Source organism: Paenibacillus sp. YAE3 (assembly GCF_057546105.1).
This window is the reverse complement of the sequence record NZ_BAAIYF010000001.1, coordinates 196,737-211,967: the sequence shown is the minus strand read 5'-3', so window position 1 is coordinate 211,967 and position 15,231 is coordinate 196,737. Positions and strand designations below refer to the sequence as shown.

At 52.0% G+C, this 15,231-nt stretch carries 13 protein-coding genes; 12 read left to right on the top strand and 1 reads right to left on the bottom strand.

The window, feature by feature from the left end; all coding sequences use genetic code 11:
* Nucleotides 1-3 precede the first annotated feature (3 nt).
* The 6 genes from AC27KL_RS00905 to AC27KL_RS00880 all read left to right on the top strand — a co-directional run bounded on the left by AC27KL_RS00905 (nucleotide 4) and on the right by AC27KL_RS00880 (nucleotide 7,830).
* Nucleotides 4-906, top strand: coding sequence for an ABC transporter ATP-binding protein (locus AC27KL_RS00905; RefSeq protein WP_487168477.1), 903 nt, complete (start codon nucleotides 4-6; stop codon nucleotides 904-906).
* Nucleotides 899-2,191, top strand: a complete 1,293-nt coding sequence (locus AC27KL_RS00900; RefSeq protein WP_339323281.1) for an ABC transporter permease — start codon at nucleotides 899-901, stop codon at nucleotides 2,189-2,191. The genes AC27KL_RS00905 and AC27KL_RS00900 overlap by 8 nt, the downstream gene beginning before the upstream one ends.
* A 41-nt stretch (nucleotides 2,192-2,232) precedes the next feature.
* On the top strand, nucleotides 2,233-3,447 hold the full coding sequence (locus AC27KL_RS00895) for a TraB/GumN family protein (RefSeq protein ID WP_487168476.1): 1,215 nt from the start codon (nucleotides 2,233-2,235) through the stop codon (nucleotides 3,445-3,447).
* A 529-nt stretch (nucleotides 3,448-3,976) separates the two neighbouring features.
* The gene (locus tag AC27KL_RS00890; protein WP_487168475.1) at nucleotides 3,977-5,515 is read left to right on the top strand and encodes a spore germination protein; all 1,539 of its coding nucleotides are present in this window, start codon (nucleotides 3,977-3,979) and stop codon (nucleotides 5,513-5,515) included.
* Nucleotides 5,516-5,521: 6 nt separating this feature from the next.
* Nucleotides 5,522-6,631 carry a spore germination protein gene (locus AC27KL_RS00885; protein WP_487168474.1) on the top strand — a complete coding sequence of 370 codons (1,110 nt, stop codon included), beginning with the start codon at nucleotides 5,522-5,524 and terminating at the stop codon, nucleotides 6,629-6,631.
* Complete coding sequence (locus tag AC27KL_RS00880) at nucleotides 6,628-7,830, top strand: Ger(x)C family spore germination protein (protein WP_487168473.1); 1,203 nt, start codon at nucleotides 6,628-6,630, stop codon at nucleotides 7,828-7,830. The genes AC27KL_RS00885 and AC27KL_RS00880 overlap by 4 nt, the downstream gene beginning before the upstream one ends.
* Before the next feature lie 216 nt (nucleotides 7,831-8,046).
* Here the strand turns inward: AC27KL_RS00880 and AC27KL_RS00875 are convergent, their stop codons facing one another.
* On the bottom strand, nucleotides 8,047-9,534 hold the full coding sequence (locus tag AC27KL_RS00875) for an alpha/beta hydrolase family protein (protein WP_487168472.1): 1,488 nt from the start codon (nucleotides 9,532-9,534) through the stop codon (nucleotides 8,047-8,049).
* A gap of 187 nt (nucleotides 9,535-9,721) precedes the next feature.
* On the opposite strand from AC27KL_RS00875, the gene AC27KL_RS00870 reads away from it, so the two are divergent.
* From AC27KL_RS00870 to AC27KL_RS00845, 6 genes are all read left to right on the top strand, one after another.
* The gene (locus AC27KL_RS00870) at nucleotides 9,722-10,459 is read left to right on the top strand and encodes a response regulator transcription factor (RefSeq protein ID WP_487168471.1); all 738 of its coding nucleotides are present in this window, start codon (nucleotides 9,722-9,724) and stop codon (nucleotides 10,457-10,459) included.
* The gene (locus AC27KL_RS00865) at nucleotides 10,456-11,904 is read left to right on the top strand and encodes a sensor histidine kinase (protein WP_487168470.1); all 1,449 of its coding nucleotides are present in this window, start codon (nucleotides 10,456-10,458) and stop codon (nucleotides 11,902-11,904) included. Before AC27KL_RS00870 ends, AC27KL_RS00865 begins: the two co-directional genes overlap by 4 nt.
* A 101-nt stretch (nucleotides 11,905-12,005) precedes the next feature.
* Nucleotides 12,006-12,947 (top strand): DUF5643 domain-containing protein, encoded by a 942-nt coding sequence (locus AC27KL_RS00860; protein WP_487168469.1) that lies wholly within the window; start codon nucleotides 12,006-12,008, stop codon nucleotides 12,945-12,947.
* Between the two features lie 204 nt (nucleotides 12,948-13,151).
* Nucleotides 13,152-13,688, top strand: coding sequence for an RNA polymerase sigma factor (locus tag AC27KL_RS00855; protein WP_487168762.1), 537 nt, complete (start codon nucleotides 13,152-13,154; stop codon nucleotides 13,686-13,688).
* Nucleotides 13,675-14,877: a DUF4179 domain-containing protein gene (locus tag AC27KL_RS00850; RefSeq protein WP_487168468.1), complete on the top strand. Its 1,203-nt coding sequence runs from the start codon at nucleotides 13,675-13,677 to the stop codon at nucleotides 14,875-14,877. Before AC27KL_RS00855 ends, AC27KL_RS00850 begins: the two co-directional genes overlap by 14 nt.
* Before the next feature lie 115 nt (nucleotides 14,878-14,992).
* Nucleotides 14,993-15,133 carry a hypothetical protein gene (locus tag AC27KL_RS00845; RefSeq protein WP_197069941.1) on the top strand — a complete coding sequence of 47 codons (141 nt, stop codon included), beginning with the start codon at nucleotides 14,993-14,995 and terminating at the stop codon, nucleotides 15,131-15,133.
* The last annotated feature ends 98 nt before the right edge of the window (nucleotides 15,134-15,231 follow it).

The window sequence follows — 15,231 nt, the reverse complement described above, 5'->3', positions numbered from 1 at the left end:
CGCATGGTATCGTTGCAATTGGATCACGTGTTTAAGCAGTATGGGGAAAAAACGGCGGTGAACAACATATCGCTCCAGGTAGAGCAGGGCGAAATCTACGGTCTTTTGGGCGCAAACGGCGCCGGCAAAACGACGACGATGCGGATGGTGCTGGGGCTCATTTATCCGGACGGGGGCGAAATCCGTTACCACGGCAAGCCTTACAGCAATGAACTGACGCGGGTGATGGGATATCTGCCCGAGGAACGAGGCTTGTATCCGAAGATCAAGGTCAGCGAGCAGATCGTTTATCTGGCGCGGCTGCGCGGGATGTCCAAACAGGACGCGGACAAAAGCCTGCGTTATTGGCTCGACCGGTTCGAAGTGCCGGAGTATTACGATAAGCGGATTGAAGAACTGTCCAAGGGCAATCAGCAAAAAATGGGTTTTATCGCCGCCGTCGTGCACAGACCGCAAATTTTGATTTTGGATGAAGCCTTCAGCGGCCTGGATCCGGTCAACGTGGAACTGCTCAAGGCGACGGTCAAAGAGCTCCGGGACAACGGAACAAGCATTTTGTTCTCCACGCACCGGATGGAACATGTCGAGGAGCTGTGCCGCCGCATCACGATTCTTCATCGCTCTAATACGGTAGTGCAGGGGGATATCAAGGAAATCAAAAGCCGTTACCCGCGGGAAGAGGTCGTGCTGCATACCGAGGGAGAGGTGGAACGGCTGGAATCCATCCCGGGCGTCAAATCGGTGGAACGCAACGAGCGGGGATACCAGATCAAGATCGGCACGCCGGATACGGCTCAGCTGATTTTGCAGCATGCGATGGCGCAGACCGACGTTGAACGCTTCGAAATCAAGGAGCCGACGTTGAACCAAATCTTCATTCAAGAGGTGGGTGAATCCAATGAGTAACAATCTGGGGACGATTATCGGTTTTACGTTCAAAAATAAAGTCAAAACGAAATCATTTCTCATTACGACGCTGGTGCTGGCCATTTTGATCACGATCGGGATGAACGTGCCGTATTTCATCAAACAATTCAGCGGCGGGGACGACGGCCCGGATCGAATCGGCCTTTTGACCGGCAGCGGGCAGGCCGTGGCATCCGAACTGGAAAAGTATGCGGCGGCTTCGGGTAACAAGGATTATACGTTTGTGAAATATGAAGGAAATGCCGAAGATCCGTTGAAGCAGGACGTGAAGGACGGCAAGCTTGAAGGGTATCTGAAGTTCGAGGAGGATCCGGCCGATTCGTCTTTTCCGAAAGTCGTATATGCCGGCGAAGGCGGAATGGGGCAAGGGCTGAGCACGTATCTGCAAGGAGCGCTGCAAAACGTCAAAACGGCCATGATCGCCAAGGATGCCTTGACCGCGGAGCAAATCGCCGCCCTGAATAAACCGGTAAGCCTGGATTCGCTTGACTTATCCGAAGAGGCGAAGGCCAATGCGGGAGGGGACACGGAAAAGGAAAGAAACCAGAAAATCATGAATTACGTCACGGTCTATTTTCTCATGATTTTGTTCTTCAGCTCCAACATGATGACCGGGAACATGATCGCCGCGGAAGTCACCGCCGAAAAAAGCTCGCGCATTATGGAAATTCTCATTACGAGCGTGAAACCTCTGAACCAAATGTTCGGCAAGATCATCGGGATTTTCCTGGTAGGGCTCGTTCAAATCGCCGTGTTTGGCGTGGTGGTGGCAGCGAACCTCATGCTGCCGAACAACGTGGGCATGCTTCAGGAGTTCCATCTGAGCCTGACCGATCTCAATATTTCCGTGCTGCTGTACGGTCTGGTGTTTTACATTGTCGGCTACTTCCTGTTTGCGGTGCTGTATGCCGCCGTCGGTTCCATTGTCAGCCGCACCGAAGAGCTGGGGCAGGCGGTCATGCCGATTACGATGCTTGGGCTTGCCGCGTTCTACATCGGCATTTTCAGCATCAGCTCGCCGGGAACGATGCTGATCAAAGTCACGAGCTTCATCCCGTTCACGGCTCCTACCGCGATGCTGGTGCGGATCGGAATGGGAACCGTGCCGACCTGGCAAATTCTGATTTCCCTGGCGCTGCTCGTCGTATCGATCATCGTGTTCGGCTGGTTGTCGGCCAAGATCTACCGCACCGGCGTTCTGATGTACGGCAAACGTCCGTCGTTCAAAGAGCTTCGCAAAGCCATGAAGGCGTACAAGATTTGAATATCATCCAAATACTCATTTCATTTTAAGGAGAATCCAACATGAAACATTGGAAACGAATGCTCTTATCCATCACGATCTCGGCGGGACTCATGGCCACGGCTGCGCCTGTCATGGCCGCTCCGCAGCAGCCGGCAGTCAAAGTGAATAACCACGCCGTTCAATATGCCGGAGGGGCGCCGATCATCGAGCAGGGGACCACGTATGTTCCGCTGAAATCGACGCTCCAGGCCATGGATGCGAAGCTGACGGGCGCGGAGAATGATACGATTCACGCCGTCGTGAACGGCAAAACGATTACGCTGAAAGGCAAACTCAAACGGATCAACGGCGTGACCTATGCGCCTATTCGGGTGGTTGGCGACGCAGTGGGTTACGAGGTTCGCTGGGACGCCAACACGCGCACGGTGCTGCTCGTTTCCAAGGGAGCCGAAACCGCCAAGACCGGCGGCAAAGGTTTCATGTGGGAAGTGGAGAACAACGGGAATACGGTGTATCTGGTAGGCTCGATCCATATTGCGGATGACAGCTTTTACCCGCTGCGTCCGGAGTTTGAAGAAGCGTTTGCCGAGGCCGACTATCTCGGCGTCGAGATCGATCTGAGCAAAGCGGCCGACGAAGCGCAGCAGAAGATGGTCATGGATATGGGCATGTATCAGGACGGAACGACGCTGAAGAATCACATTTCCGGCGAGACGTACGCCAAGCTGGGCAAAATTCTGCAGCAAAGCGGCATGAAGCCGGATGCCTTGGATGCCTTCAAACCGTGGGTCGTCGAAACCACGATCAGCAGCCTGAAATCGGTGAAGGCCGGATACGAAGCAGCTGCAGGGATCGACCTGTATTTCATCCAAAAAGCGATCGAACGCAAAATCCCGGTGGTCGAGCTGGAATCCTATGAGTCCCAATTGAGCATGTTCAACGGCTTCTCCAAGGAATTGCAGGAGAAAAACCTGAACACCGCGCTGGACAATTTCGACGTGCTGGACGACGGCGTAGACAAGATGGCCGAGATGTGGAAAACGGGCAATGACGAGCAGCTGCTCGAGTTGACCAACAGCATGGCCTCCGAGCCGGAATACAACAAAGCGATGCTGATCGACCGAAACGAGAAAATGGCCGAAAAAATCGACGGATACTTGAAAAACGGCAAAAAAGAAGAGTATTTCATCGTGGTTGGGGCGGCTCACTATTTGGGCGAGCACGGCATCATCAAGCTGCTGCAGGATAAAGGATACACTGTCGTTCGGAAGTAAATCGACTTGAATTCGTTGAGGCCCAAAGACCAGGTTTGAAGAAAATGTAGCAAGATGCACAGCCTTTTGTCCCCCGAGCCTTTGCCGTTACGGCGGCAAAGGCTCTTTTTAGCGTACGCCGAAAAAGAGATATCCAGGCTGTTAACGAGCGGCCTTAACCGGAAAAAGCGCCGGCTAGGGGCGCTCTACGTTCCTGTCCCCAGGCTACCCCCCTGCACGGAACGAAAAGCTTCTGTGGGGGCATCCATTCCAATGATCAACCGTTCTACTTCTGCATAGTCGATGTATGAAGAATAAACGATTGTTGCTTAGACCATAATGGAATTACAGGGATTCATGTCTATACGACGCAAATGTTGCCTTAACAGGGGGCCGACATGTGGAAAATGGTGCTTTTCTACCTTCCGGATTGGAAGGTTTTTATGCAGGGTTTCATTGCATTTGCGATTCCGTATGTGCTCTCAAGGTTTTTTAAATGGATTCATCACTCCAAGGAAGACGAAGGAAAATAACATGGCAGGTACCAACGATGGAACAACATGAGAATAAAGAAAACAACACATGGAATGCTGCCCAAGCCTCATTACAGCCTTTTACAGGGAATTTTGCCGTAGATCTTGAACGGGTGAGAAAAGAAATCGGCCATAACTCGGATGTGCACTTTAGGGAGTTTCAGATCGGAGGCACAGGCATTTGTGCGGCCGTCATTTTTGTGGATGGACTGTCGGATAAAGAACTTATCGACAAACACATTATGAAATCGCTGATGGCGAGCTTCTCGGAAAAACATCATCAGGAGCCAGCCTTTGTGCAAGGAGCCGTTTCTAAAGAGTATATTAAAAATCAAGTTCTTACCATTGGTGAAGTAACGGAAGCACATCATGCAAAAGATTTGGCGTCCAAGATATTGACGGGTTCGACCGCCCTGTTAGTGGACGGCGTGCAGAATGCGCTCCTTCTCGGTACAACCAAAGGGAAGTCGCGCAATATGGAAGAACCGTCATCGGAGCCGTTGGTTCGAGGCCCGCGGTTAGGTTTCACGGAATCGTTAAAAGATAATACCGCCCTCTTACGACAGCAAGGCGGCAACAACAACTTATCCATCATCAAGTTTCAAGTAGGTGAGCGTTCAAAAAAAGAACTCGTCATCGCCTATATCCAAGATCTGGCTGATCCTGCTTTGGTGGAAGAGGTTCAGAAAAGAATCAAAAAAATCAATCTCGATGATGTGCCGGAATCAGGCTATGTAGAGCAGCTGATCGAGGACAATTACCTCAGTCCTTTTCCGCAAGTACAGAATACGGAGCGCCCCGACCGCGTATACAGTGCCTTGATGGAAGGACGAGTTGCCATCTTGTTGGACGGGACGCCTTTCGCATTGATCGTTCCTGTGTCATTAAGTATGATGCTGCACTCACCGGAAGACTATTATGATCGTTGGATGCCGAGTTTCCTCATCCGCTTATTACGATATTTTGCAGCCCTTATCTCGCTTTTTGGACCCTCCCTGTATATTTCGTTCGTCTCGTTTCACCAAGGGTTGATCCCTACCAAACTGGCCTTGTCCATCATGGGCACGAGGGAAGGGGTACCGTTTCCCGCCATCATCGAAGCCCTGATCATGGAAGTTTCGATCGAGATCCTGCGGGAGGGCGGTCTGCGATTGCCTACACCTATTGGTCCGGCCATGGGGATCGTTGGCGGATTAGTCATAGGAGAAGCAGCCGTACAAGCGGGAATTATCAGTCCTATTATGGTGATCGTGGTGGCGTTGACGGCGATTTCCTCCTTCGCTATCCCTCAATACAGCGCCGGAATTTCGTTTCGCATGCTTCGTTTTGCAGCCATGTTTTTCGCGGCGGTGTATGGATTGTACGGGGTGGTTTTGTTTTTCCTTTTCCTTTGCAGCCATTTAGTGAGGCTGAAGAGTTTTGGCGTTCCCTTTATTACGCCGGTCGTTCCGTATCGAGTAAGTGATTGGAAAGACTTTATGATTCGAATGCCGCTTGTGAAAATGAGACGCTTTCGGAAGGCGATACATAAGAAAGATTCCATGCGTAAAGGATAGCTCTTTATGAAAGGAAATAAAACCAACATGAGTAGTCCAAAAAGCCAAATTACGAATTTGCAGGCAGTGGTTATCCTCGTCAATTACATTCTTGCAGCCGGGATCCTCACCCTCCCCCGAACATCCGTGGAGAAGGTGAAAACACCCGATGTGTGGATCACCGTTATTTTGGGCGGGATCATCGCCATGATCATAGGGCTGATCATCGTGAAATTAAACCAGCGATACCCCGCAAAAACTTTCTATCAATACAGCCAGGAAATTGTAGGAACGTGGGTGGGCGGGTTCCTCAGTTTACTTATTATAGGTTACTTTTTTACTCTTTCTGCATATGAAGTCAGAACGATGGCAGAAGTAACCGGGCTTTTTTTGCTGGAAGGCACCCCCACCTGGGCCATCATCCTTCCTTTTATATGGATAGGTCTTTATCTGATCATAGGCGGAATCAATGCGATCGCCCGATTGTTCGAAATTATATTTCCTATTACGATCATCATTTTTTTACTGGTTGCTTTTTTGAGTTTAGGCATATTTGAAATAGATAATCTCCGTCCCGTATTGGGATTGGGAGTTGTCCCTATGCTCAAGGGAATCAAGACAACTACGCTCGCTTTTTTAGGTTGTGAAATTATGCTGCTCCTTGTAGCATCCATGAAACAGCCGGACAAAGCCGCAAAAGTCGTTCTGGTTGGCGTATTCATCCCTTTGCTTTTTTACGTCATCACCGTTGTCATGGTCATCGGAGCCCTGTCAATCGACGGAGCGGTCATGAGTACATGGCCTACGCTGGAGCTGATGCGAAGTTTCGAGATCCCCGGTCTGATCTTTGAACGGTTTGAATCTTTGTTGCTTGTCATATGGATTATGCAAATATTCACGACCTTTACGATTACCTACTATGCGGCTGCTTTAGGTTTGTCCCAACTTTTCAAAAAGAAGATTCGCCCATTTGTTTATGGCTTGGTTCCGGTTGTTTATCTCATTGCCATGGTTCCAAAAGATATCAATGACCTGTTTAAATTCGGGGATATGGTCGGCAATGCCGCGTTATTATTATTTGCCGTACTGCCAGTCATTTTGCTTCTGGTATCGAGCGTGAGAGGTGGAAAAGCTTGAAGCACGTTACGGTACGAAACCTTTTGATTTCGCTGTTGGTTCTTACACTCCTGTCTGTTACAGGATGCTGGAGCAGTAAAGAAATTGAAGATTTAGGCCTGGTTGTAGGCACTTCTTTGGATCTGGACACACAGGAGGAGTCCCGGGAAGAATCTGCTGGACAAGCAGGCGGGCCTCCCCGCCGGGATCGAATTACGATAACCAATCAGTTTGTCACCGCAGAGACGACAGGCAAAGGCACAAAAAACGCTTCTTCACAACCCAAGGCTTATAACAACGTTTCCGAAACCGGAGATGCGATCCTCCCGACCTTACGCAATATGATATTAAGAATCGAAAAGCGCGCCTTTGCCGAGCATTCAAAAGTGATTATTATTGGCGGGGATCTTGCACGTACCTTGGATCTGCAAAAGATCTTGGATTTTTTTATTAGGGAACAGGAAATGAGGCCAAGCTGCCTCCTTCTCATCGCTCAGAACCGGGCGAGCCAAACGCTGGATTCGAAAAAGCCGATGGAAGTTCCAGCGTTTAAACTGGTTGAAATGACACATGGCCACGGCAGAACCACCAAGATATTACCACCGACAACACTGACCAAGATCGAGGGGAAGCTGCATTCCGGGACCAGCTTTCTATTGCAAAATGTCGTCTCGTCGGCGAGTGGCGACATAAAATTTGAAGGAGCTGCCGTCATTGAAGGGAAAACCAGAAAGCTGCGCGGATTTTTGAATGAAAAGGAATTGGAAGGCTTAACGTGGATCATCGGAGAGGGGAAGGGCGGTTTGGTTAAAAGCGTGGACAAAAAGACAGGTGAGCCCATAGTATACGAGGTGTTGTCCATGAAAAGCAAAATGAAGCCCCGCGTTGATGGAAACAACATTTCATTTAAAATAGAAATCGAGTCTGAAGGAAGAATCGCCGAGCATTGGGTGGTTTCGGAGAAAACCATCGAAACGGACTTTTTGAAAAGAGCGGAAAAAGCGGCCGAAGAAGAGGTGGAGCGTTTAGTAGAGAATGTATTGGATAAAATTCAGCATGAATACAAAACGGACGTTGCCGGCTTCGGAAACAAATTGAGAATTGCATATCCTCATGTATGGAAAACAGTCAAAAAAGATTGGGATCAAACCTTTAGCGAGGTTCCGATCCGGTATGAGGTCAACCTAACGATCAAAGATTATGGGACGGCCGATGAATAAGTTGGGTGCTAAAAACGGCTGAAGGACGGGGACGAGGCGGCTGCAGGGATCAGCCTGTATTTCATTCACAAAGCGATCGAACGCAAAACCGGTCCCGCGTTACTGCAAAATCCGGATCGGAAATTGCACAAACAAAACATATTAAGCTAAAGACGTACCAAAGCCCCGGGCAGGCATGCCCGGGGCTTCTTTGCGGTACGTGGATACGTTGTGCGGCTATGGCATGGTTACGCCCGGAAGGCGGCCGGCAACCTCCTCGATGGAGGGACCGGGATTTCCCTTGACGTAACGATCGAAAAATGCAACGGTGAGCGCGTTGATCGAAGCTTGCGTCTGCCTCGGTTCGGCTCCTTTCGGGTGAAGCAGCGGCGAGAACAGATAAAAATCGGTAAAGCTCATATGGTTCGCGTGGGCAAAAGTGACCGAATACGCCTCGCTCGAGGCAGTGGCCCGCTGGCGTCGTTTCGCGGACTCGTCCCAAAATTGTTCGTAATCCTCCCGGCTGCGGCCGGATTGCTGGATCGCCTGATCCAGCGATTTGTCGAAGACGTCCCGGCTGATGCTCAGCTCCGCGTTCATTTGCAGATAGGGTTTGCCGAAGCCGCCTTCCGGCACAGGCTTGCCGTAAAGCGTGCCGTCCATGTTCAGGGCTGCTTTGACCCGTCCATCCGCCAGCAGCATTTGCGCTGCCGTGGCGCCGCCGAATGAATGTCCGAACATGCCGACCTTGTTTAGATCGAGCCTGCCGGAAAACATCCCTTTTTGGCTCGGATCGTTCAAACGCTGCAGTTGATCCAACACGAATTTGGCGTCCTGGACCCATAATCTGCTTTTGTCCACATAAGCGTCGAAGCCGGATGTATGTTCAAGCTTTAGCGTGGCCGTATGGTCCGGAAAAACGACGGCGGCCGCATCGTAGGCATGGTCGATGCCGACCACGACATATCCGCGGCTGGCGAGTTCCGCCACCTGAAACGTGTTTTGGTTCCGGAACCCGGTTAATCCGTGGGAAAACAGCAGCACCGGGTAACGTTCCTGTTCCCTGGATGGTTCCGCATTTTGCATTGCATCGGTATGCACGTATTTGAGCTGGCCCAGCAGGAACGGGGGAAGGGTGATCGCCTGGCGCAAGCCGTCCAATATTTCCGGCAGGTGCTCGATGTAGGGGGCCGGCCCCGTTCCGGTACCGGCTTGGGCCGGATACCAGATTTGAATCATGAGCTTTCGGCGATCGGCAGGGTCCGCGGTGGCCGGTTCTTCCCTGCTTGGATCTTCAAGCATCATCGTCGTGGTTCCTACCGGGTACGGCCCTTGGGGTTTGGCGAAACCGAAGACGGGCAGAAGGGTCGGCAGCGCGACCGACACTCCCGCATATACGAGAAACAGGAACGCCACGATTCCGCGGCGGAGTCCCTTGACTGCGGCGCGCGGTTTTTCCGGCAGCGTATCTGCCCGGGCCTCCGCTTTTCGCGACGTATGCCGGCGGCGCAGGGCCAAGCCTCCGGTGACAAGACTGGCTGCGTAGACCGGAAGCATCTGCCAGCGATATCCTTCGGCGATTATTTGAACCAAGCTAAGAACTGCCGTTGCGGCGGTAGCCCAGGCATACCCGTAAAACGAGGGCCCCCGTTTCCTAGTAACCAGAACGCTGCCGAGAATCAGCGTAAAGTTCGCGATGAATAAGGCAATTTCCCAGATTCGCATGTTTTTCCTCCTGTCTTGGATGTGTACCATCAGCGTATCAATCGAAACTGTAGCCCATCTGTAGCCAACCTTACATTATCCTTACAATTGACATTCGTTTCGCATGGGACGATCATAGCAATGTATATTTTTAAATGAATAGGGCGGACAAGCCGCCAACATACAAGTGGAGGAAGAAATCATATCGATGCATGAACGAAGAGAGATTGAGGAGCGTACGATTCTTGTCGCGGATGACGAGCCGGAGATTGCGGAGCTGCTGAAACTGTTTCTGGAGCGGGAGCGCTGCCGCGTGATCGTGGCGGGAAACGGGCAGGAGGCATGGAGGATCATTCAGCAGGAACAGGTGGACCTGGCCGTAGTCGATATTATGATGCCGGAGCTGGACGGCTATCAGCTGATCGGGCGGATCCGGGAAAAACATACGATCCCCGTTATCATTTTGTCGGCCAAGGGCGGTGACGTGGATAAGGTGACCGGGCTTGGGATCGGGGCGGACGACTACATCTCCAAACCGTTTAGCCCGATCGAGGTGGTGGCGAGAATCAAAGCCCAGCTTCGCCGTTATTATGAGCTGAAAGGGGCCGGCGGAGAGGGTGCTTCGCCGAAGCTTGCCACCGTCTGCGGGCCGCTGAAGCTGGATCACGAAGCCTGCATGCTGTACAAACGAGGCGAAGAGATTGCGCTTGGGCCGCTCGAATATAAGCTGCTCAAGCTTTTGATGGAATCGCCGGGAAGGATATTCACGAAACGCCAAATATACGAAAACGTATGGAACGAGCCTTATCTGGAGGACAGCAACACTGTCATGGTTCAGATCAGCAGGCTGAGGGACAAGCTGGAGGACGACCCGCGGGAACCGCGGTTTCTCGTGACCATTAAAGGGCTGGGATACAAACTGGATCCAAGGGACGTGGCGCCATGAGGAACATGCGCAGCGTCCATGCGGGCTTAATGCTGAATTACGTCCTTTTTTCCGTCATTCTCGGCATCATTGGTTTCATGGTGTACAAAGGCATGTACGATGCGCGGGACCAGTACTTGAACCAAACGCTGCCTATGGTGGAAGCCAGCCATTTGATCCGGGACGATTGGGAAAAGATCCCTTATGAAACCGTTCAATCCTTGGGCGGTTACATTCAGGTGCTGGATTCCGATTTGCACGTCGTTTTTTCGCGCGGCAGCGGCAAGGAAAAAGCCAAATCCGCTTATACGGAGGAGGAGGTGTACGCGATGTTTTATGATGGAAACCGTTCGGCCTGCTATTCCTTGGCGCCTTTCGTTGCGCCTGACGGCCGGCCATACCGGCTGCTTGTTGCGATCCCGGGCGGGGCCGTTCAGAAGGAAAGCCGGTTGGTCAAGACGAACGCCGAAATCACCGGCGTATTTGTCGGTTTTCTGCTGCGGGGTTTGTTGTGGTTCGCCGCCGCGTTTTTGGCAAGTGTATGGCTGTACAGCCGGATCACGGCCAAACGGATTACGAAGCCGCTCGCCGCGGTAACCCGCGGACTCGACCGCATCGCCGAAGGGAGGGAAGACGAGAGGCTTTTTTATCGGGCCGACCGGGAGCTGATGGACCTCCAGTTTCGCTTCAACCGCATGGCCGACAGGCTCAAGCAGGCCGAGGCGGCAAAACGGAAGCTTGAAGAAGGGCGCCGCCGGATGATGATGGATATTTCCCATGATCTCAAAACGCCGATTACGACGATCCAAGGTTATGCGGAAGTGCTGCGGCTCGGCATGGAGCAGGACCAAACGCAACGGTTCGAATTCGCAAACCGCATTTATTTGAAAGCCAAGTTCATCGCTTCGCTCGTCGATGACTTGTTCGAGCTGACCAAGCTTGAAAGCTTGGAGCCGGCGTACGAGCGCAGGACCGAAGATTTGGCGGAACTGTGCCGTACCGCGGCGGCCGATCTATATGATTCGTTTGAGCAAAAAGGCATCGCCTTCGATGTCCGGATTCCGGAAACGCCGGTCAGGGTGTGCTGCCACGAGGGGCTGATACGCCGGGCGGTCACGAATTTGTTGGCCAATGCGTTGAAGTACAATACGGAGGGCGCCCGTGTATGGCTATCGCTGGAGGTTTCGGAAGAAAGCGTTCGGGTGACGGTAGGAGATAACGGGCCGGGGATCTCGGACCAAGTGAAAGAAACCGTGTTCGAGCCGTTCGTTCGAGGCGACCGGGCCCGCCGGAGCGACGGCGGGAGCGGGCTGGGACTATCCATCGCCAAAGGCGCCGTCGAGCGGCATGACGGGCGGATTTGGCTCGATCCGGAAGCGAAAGGCACCGTCATTCACATCCTCCTCCCGACTCAAAATTGCACGGAAGGCGCCAAGGTTAAAGGGCGAACGAAAATGACAATTTGAGCCATGCCTACGCAAACGCCGTATAACATTTCCGGTCCCCGGTCCATCTAATCCTATAGAGGGCCCTCGAACGATACTGAAATGTTTAGGAGGAACTATAGATGAAGCCGATATATAAAGTGATGAGCGCCGCCGTTTTGGCCAGCTGCGTATTGGGAGGAGCCGTATGGGGGACAGCTTACGCCGCCCAGGCTCAGGCAACCAAATCCGTTTCCGGCACCGTGACTCAGCAAGACATTTCCCTGCGCATCTCCAAGGCGACATACGACGGCAACGTCGTTCAGCTGGAAGTCGAACGTAACGGCAAGGGCCTCGTCGGAGGCATGACCGACTGGAAATGGGATGATCAAAAACAAGAAAGCGTTCAGGAAAAAGGAGCGATTACATCCCTGGAACTCTTTATTAACGGTATCTCCGCCAATGCGTACGGCGGGTCCAAGCTATGGGAGCGCCCCAACGTTACTTGGCAAGCGGGCTCCGGCCCGGACAAAGCGCTCATCACGATGGCCGATGCGACTTATCTCGGAGATATAGCCAGCCTGAAGGCTTTGCCGGACAACTTCAAACTCACGGCGAAGATTACGCTGAAAGGCGTCAACAAGCCGTATACGCTGAACGTTCCCGTACAAAAAAATGCAGGCACGGTGCAGAAGCTGAATCCGAACATCACGAAAAAATCGGGTAAAACCTCCATCACATTCAAAAAGGCAAACGTGACTTCGCATTCCGCGAGACTGCAGCTGATCGTTACGGGGATGGACGCGAACACGACGATGCTGTACGATTTTTATGACGATCAAGGCCGTAAAATCGAGCAGTTATCGGGGGGAAGAGGCACCGACGAAAACGGGGCCAAGGGGGTCATGTACTACGACTTTTTCCTGGATATGCAGGGGAAAAACATCAAGTCCATTACGATTAAGCCGGCCAAACCCGTCTTTGAGGAACCGGGCGCCACATCCGGCGCATTCAAGGTAGATGACCAAGGCGAAGTCGTGATGGAATACTTGAAAGATCTCGAAATGACTGCCAAGATAAAATAGAAGCAGCAGAATAAAAGGCTTATCCTACACTTTTTTTAGGGTTCAATGAATTTTGAAAACATCGCGGTCCCTTTCCGGCAGGCACCTGTTCGCCGGGAAGGGATTCTTCGTTCTGCCGCAATTTTTTCCATATAACATTTCGCGCCTCCGGACCATCTAATCCATAGAGGGCCTTTAAAAGGAGATGAAAGCAACGTGGTAACCATGGCACTTGAAGTCAAGAAGGCGCAGAAGGGAGACCTGGATGCGTTCGTCCGTATCATGCGCGATCTGGAGCCCCGGCTGTACAGCTTGGCTAAGTCCATTCTGGGAAGAGACGAAGACTGCGCGGATGCGATGCAGGAGGCAACGCTGAAAGCCTATAAATCGCTGTCGACTTTAAGAAAACCTGAATATTTCAAGACATGGATGATCCGGATTCTTATCAACGAATGCAATCAATTGCTGCGTAACAGGCAGCGGACCGTGGTGATGGACGAGCTTCCGGAAGCGAAAACCTCGGAGGCTTATTATGGCAGCTATCAGAAGGTGGATCTTCAGGAGGCGGTGAGCCGGTTGGACGAGTCGCTTCGAATCGTCATTCATCTGTTTTATTATCAGGATCTTCCGATTAAGCATATTTCAGAAATTCTCGGCATTTCGAACGGTGCCGTCCGGGCGCGCCTGCACCGGGCAAGGGGCATTTTGGCGGATCAAATGAAAAACGGAAAGGAGGGGGATTTATCTTATGAGCCTGTTTGATTTGGAACGTGAACTGACACAATCCGGCAAGAAGCAAATCGCCGCGGAGGTTCCGGAGCTGATCCGCCGCAAGCAGGATGAAATCTACGCCGCTTTGGCCGAAATGGAAGGGGGCGCGCAGCCGGGAAGAAACCATCAACGAAAGAAAACCGGCAAAATCGCTGCAGCGGCGTCGGCTGCCGCCTTGATCGCGGTTTTGGGAAGCGGCTTCGTTTCTCCGGCGATGGCTCAAACGATGAAACAGATCCCTGTCGTCGGCGGCATTTTTAAGCTTGCGGACGAATTGGGACTGCGGACGGCGGAAGAACAGGGGCTTGTATCGAATCCCGAGGCCTACGACGAACATGACGGAACGGTTCTTAAAATACGCGAGGTCGTATTCGACGGCACGCTTCTGTCGTTTTCCCTTCAACGGGAGGGCGGAGATTTTCACGGAGGAATATCCGATTATAAAGAAGTTCGTTCGGGCGGCGAATCAAAAATCGTCTACGAAAAGGGAGCGATCAAAGATGCCGAAATGTTCGTGGACGGCGTTGCGATGAATAGTTTTCCGGGAGCGTACCGTCCGGACTTGACATGGGAACCGTCGGCCGATGACGACGCGGTGTTGTTCCATGTCTTTAACAACAGCAATGGCTCGGTCCCGAATTCCACGCATTTGCCGGACGAATTTTCGCTCACATTGAAGATTACCCTGGAAGGCTTCAAGGATCCTTTCGTGATCACGCTCCCTGTCTATAAACAGGCGGATCGCGTGACCGTTTCATCCGGTGAACAGAAAACGTGGAACGGGCTATCCATGACGGTAAAAGAATTGGAATTCTCGCCGGTTTCAACGATCCTGAGGCTGGAAGTCCATGCCGACCATGAATGGACCGATGCCGAGAAGGGCAACCTGCTTTTTGAGGTGGTCGGAAGCAACGGCGAAAAGGGAAATCAAATCGGCGGCAAAGGGATTTATCCGGACCGAAAGACGGTAGCGTTCGATATCGTGCTGGATCGCTTCAAGGAAGCGCCCGAATCCGTCACCATCAAGCCGTTTATGCCCGTCTTTGCCAATCCGGGCGCGACCTTTGGCGGGTATGCGCTGGACGAGAACGGGGAGATTCGGAAACATTTCATGCAGGAATTGAACATGACGGTTCCCGTCGACCGGCCGCGCATCGACGAATTGTATCGTCTTAGATAAAGATGTTGACGTTTTTGACGGAAGGATAGGTTAAATCAGTCTATGGGATCGTGAGATCAAGCTCGGGGTATGAAAACAAGGTCAGGCGCTCATGTTATGTATGGAGGTGAACGTTATGACTGGAAGAAACAACAAACCGAAGAATGACGGACCTGCCTCTTCCCCTGGACGGCTGGATCAATTCGGCGAGAAGCTGGCGGAAGATCAAGGAAAGAACCCGATGAACCCGGGGAAAAACGGCGGAAAAAGCTGCTGAGTTATTTAGTTGAAAAGAAGCCGAGAGCAGAGATTTGCTCCAGGCTTCTTTTTTATGGTTCCGTGTTCAAAAGCATATCTGCCGCGCGGTAACGCGAC

Bases quoted from the DNA above. Each gene is read 5' to 3' on its own strand.
- AC27KL_RS00905 (WP_487168477.1), top strand. From the start codon at position 4: ATGGTATCGTTGCAATTGGATCACGTGTTTAAGCAGTATGGGGAAAAA.
- AC27KL_RS00900 (WP_339323281.1), top strand. From the start codon at position 899: ATGAGTAACAATCTGGGGACGATTATCGGTTTTACGTTCAAAAATAAA.
- AC27KL_RS00895 (WP_487168476.1), top strand. From the start codon at position 2,233: ATGAAACATTGGAAACGAATGCTCTTATCCATCACGATCTCGGCGGGA.
- AC27KL_RS00890 (WP_487168475.1), top strand. From the start codon at position 3,977: ATGGAACAACATGAGAATAAAGAAAACAACACATGGAATGCTGCCCAA.
- AC27KL_RS00885 (WP_487168474.1), top strand. From the start codon at position 5,522: ATGAAAGGAAATAAAACCAACATGAGTAGTCCAAAAAGCCAAATTACG.
- AC27KL_RS00875 (WP_487168472.1), bottom strand. From the start codon at position 9,534: ATGCGAATCTGGGAAATTGCCTTATTCATCGCGAACTTTACGCTGATT.
- AC27KL_RS00870 (WP_487168471.1), top strand. From the start codon at position 9,722: ATGCATGAACGAAGAGAGATTGAGGAGCGTACGATTCTTGTCGCGGAT.
- AC27KL_RS00865 (WP_487168470.1), top strand. From the start codon at position 10,456: ATGAGGAACATGCGCAGCGTCCATGCGGGCTTAATGCTGAATTACGTC.
- AC27KL_RS00860 (WP_487168469.1), top strand. From the start codon at position 12,006: ATGAAGCCGATATATAAAGTGATGAGCGCCGCCGTTTTGGCCAGCTGC.
- AC27KL_RS00855 (WP_487168762.1), top strand. From the start codon at position 13,152: ATGGCACTTGAAGTCAAGAAGGCGCAGAAGGGAGACCTGGATGCGTTC.
- AC27KL_RS00850 (WP_487168468.1), top strand. From the start codon at position 13,675: ATGAGCCTGTTTGATTTGGAACGTGAACTGACACAATCCGGCAAGAAG.
- AC27KL_RS00845 (WP_197069941.1), top strand. From the start codon at position 14,993: ATGACTGGAAGAAACAACAAACCGAAGAATGACGGACCTGCCTCTTCC.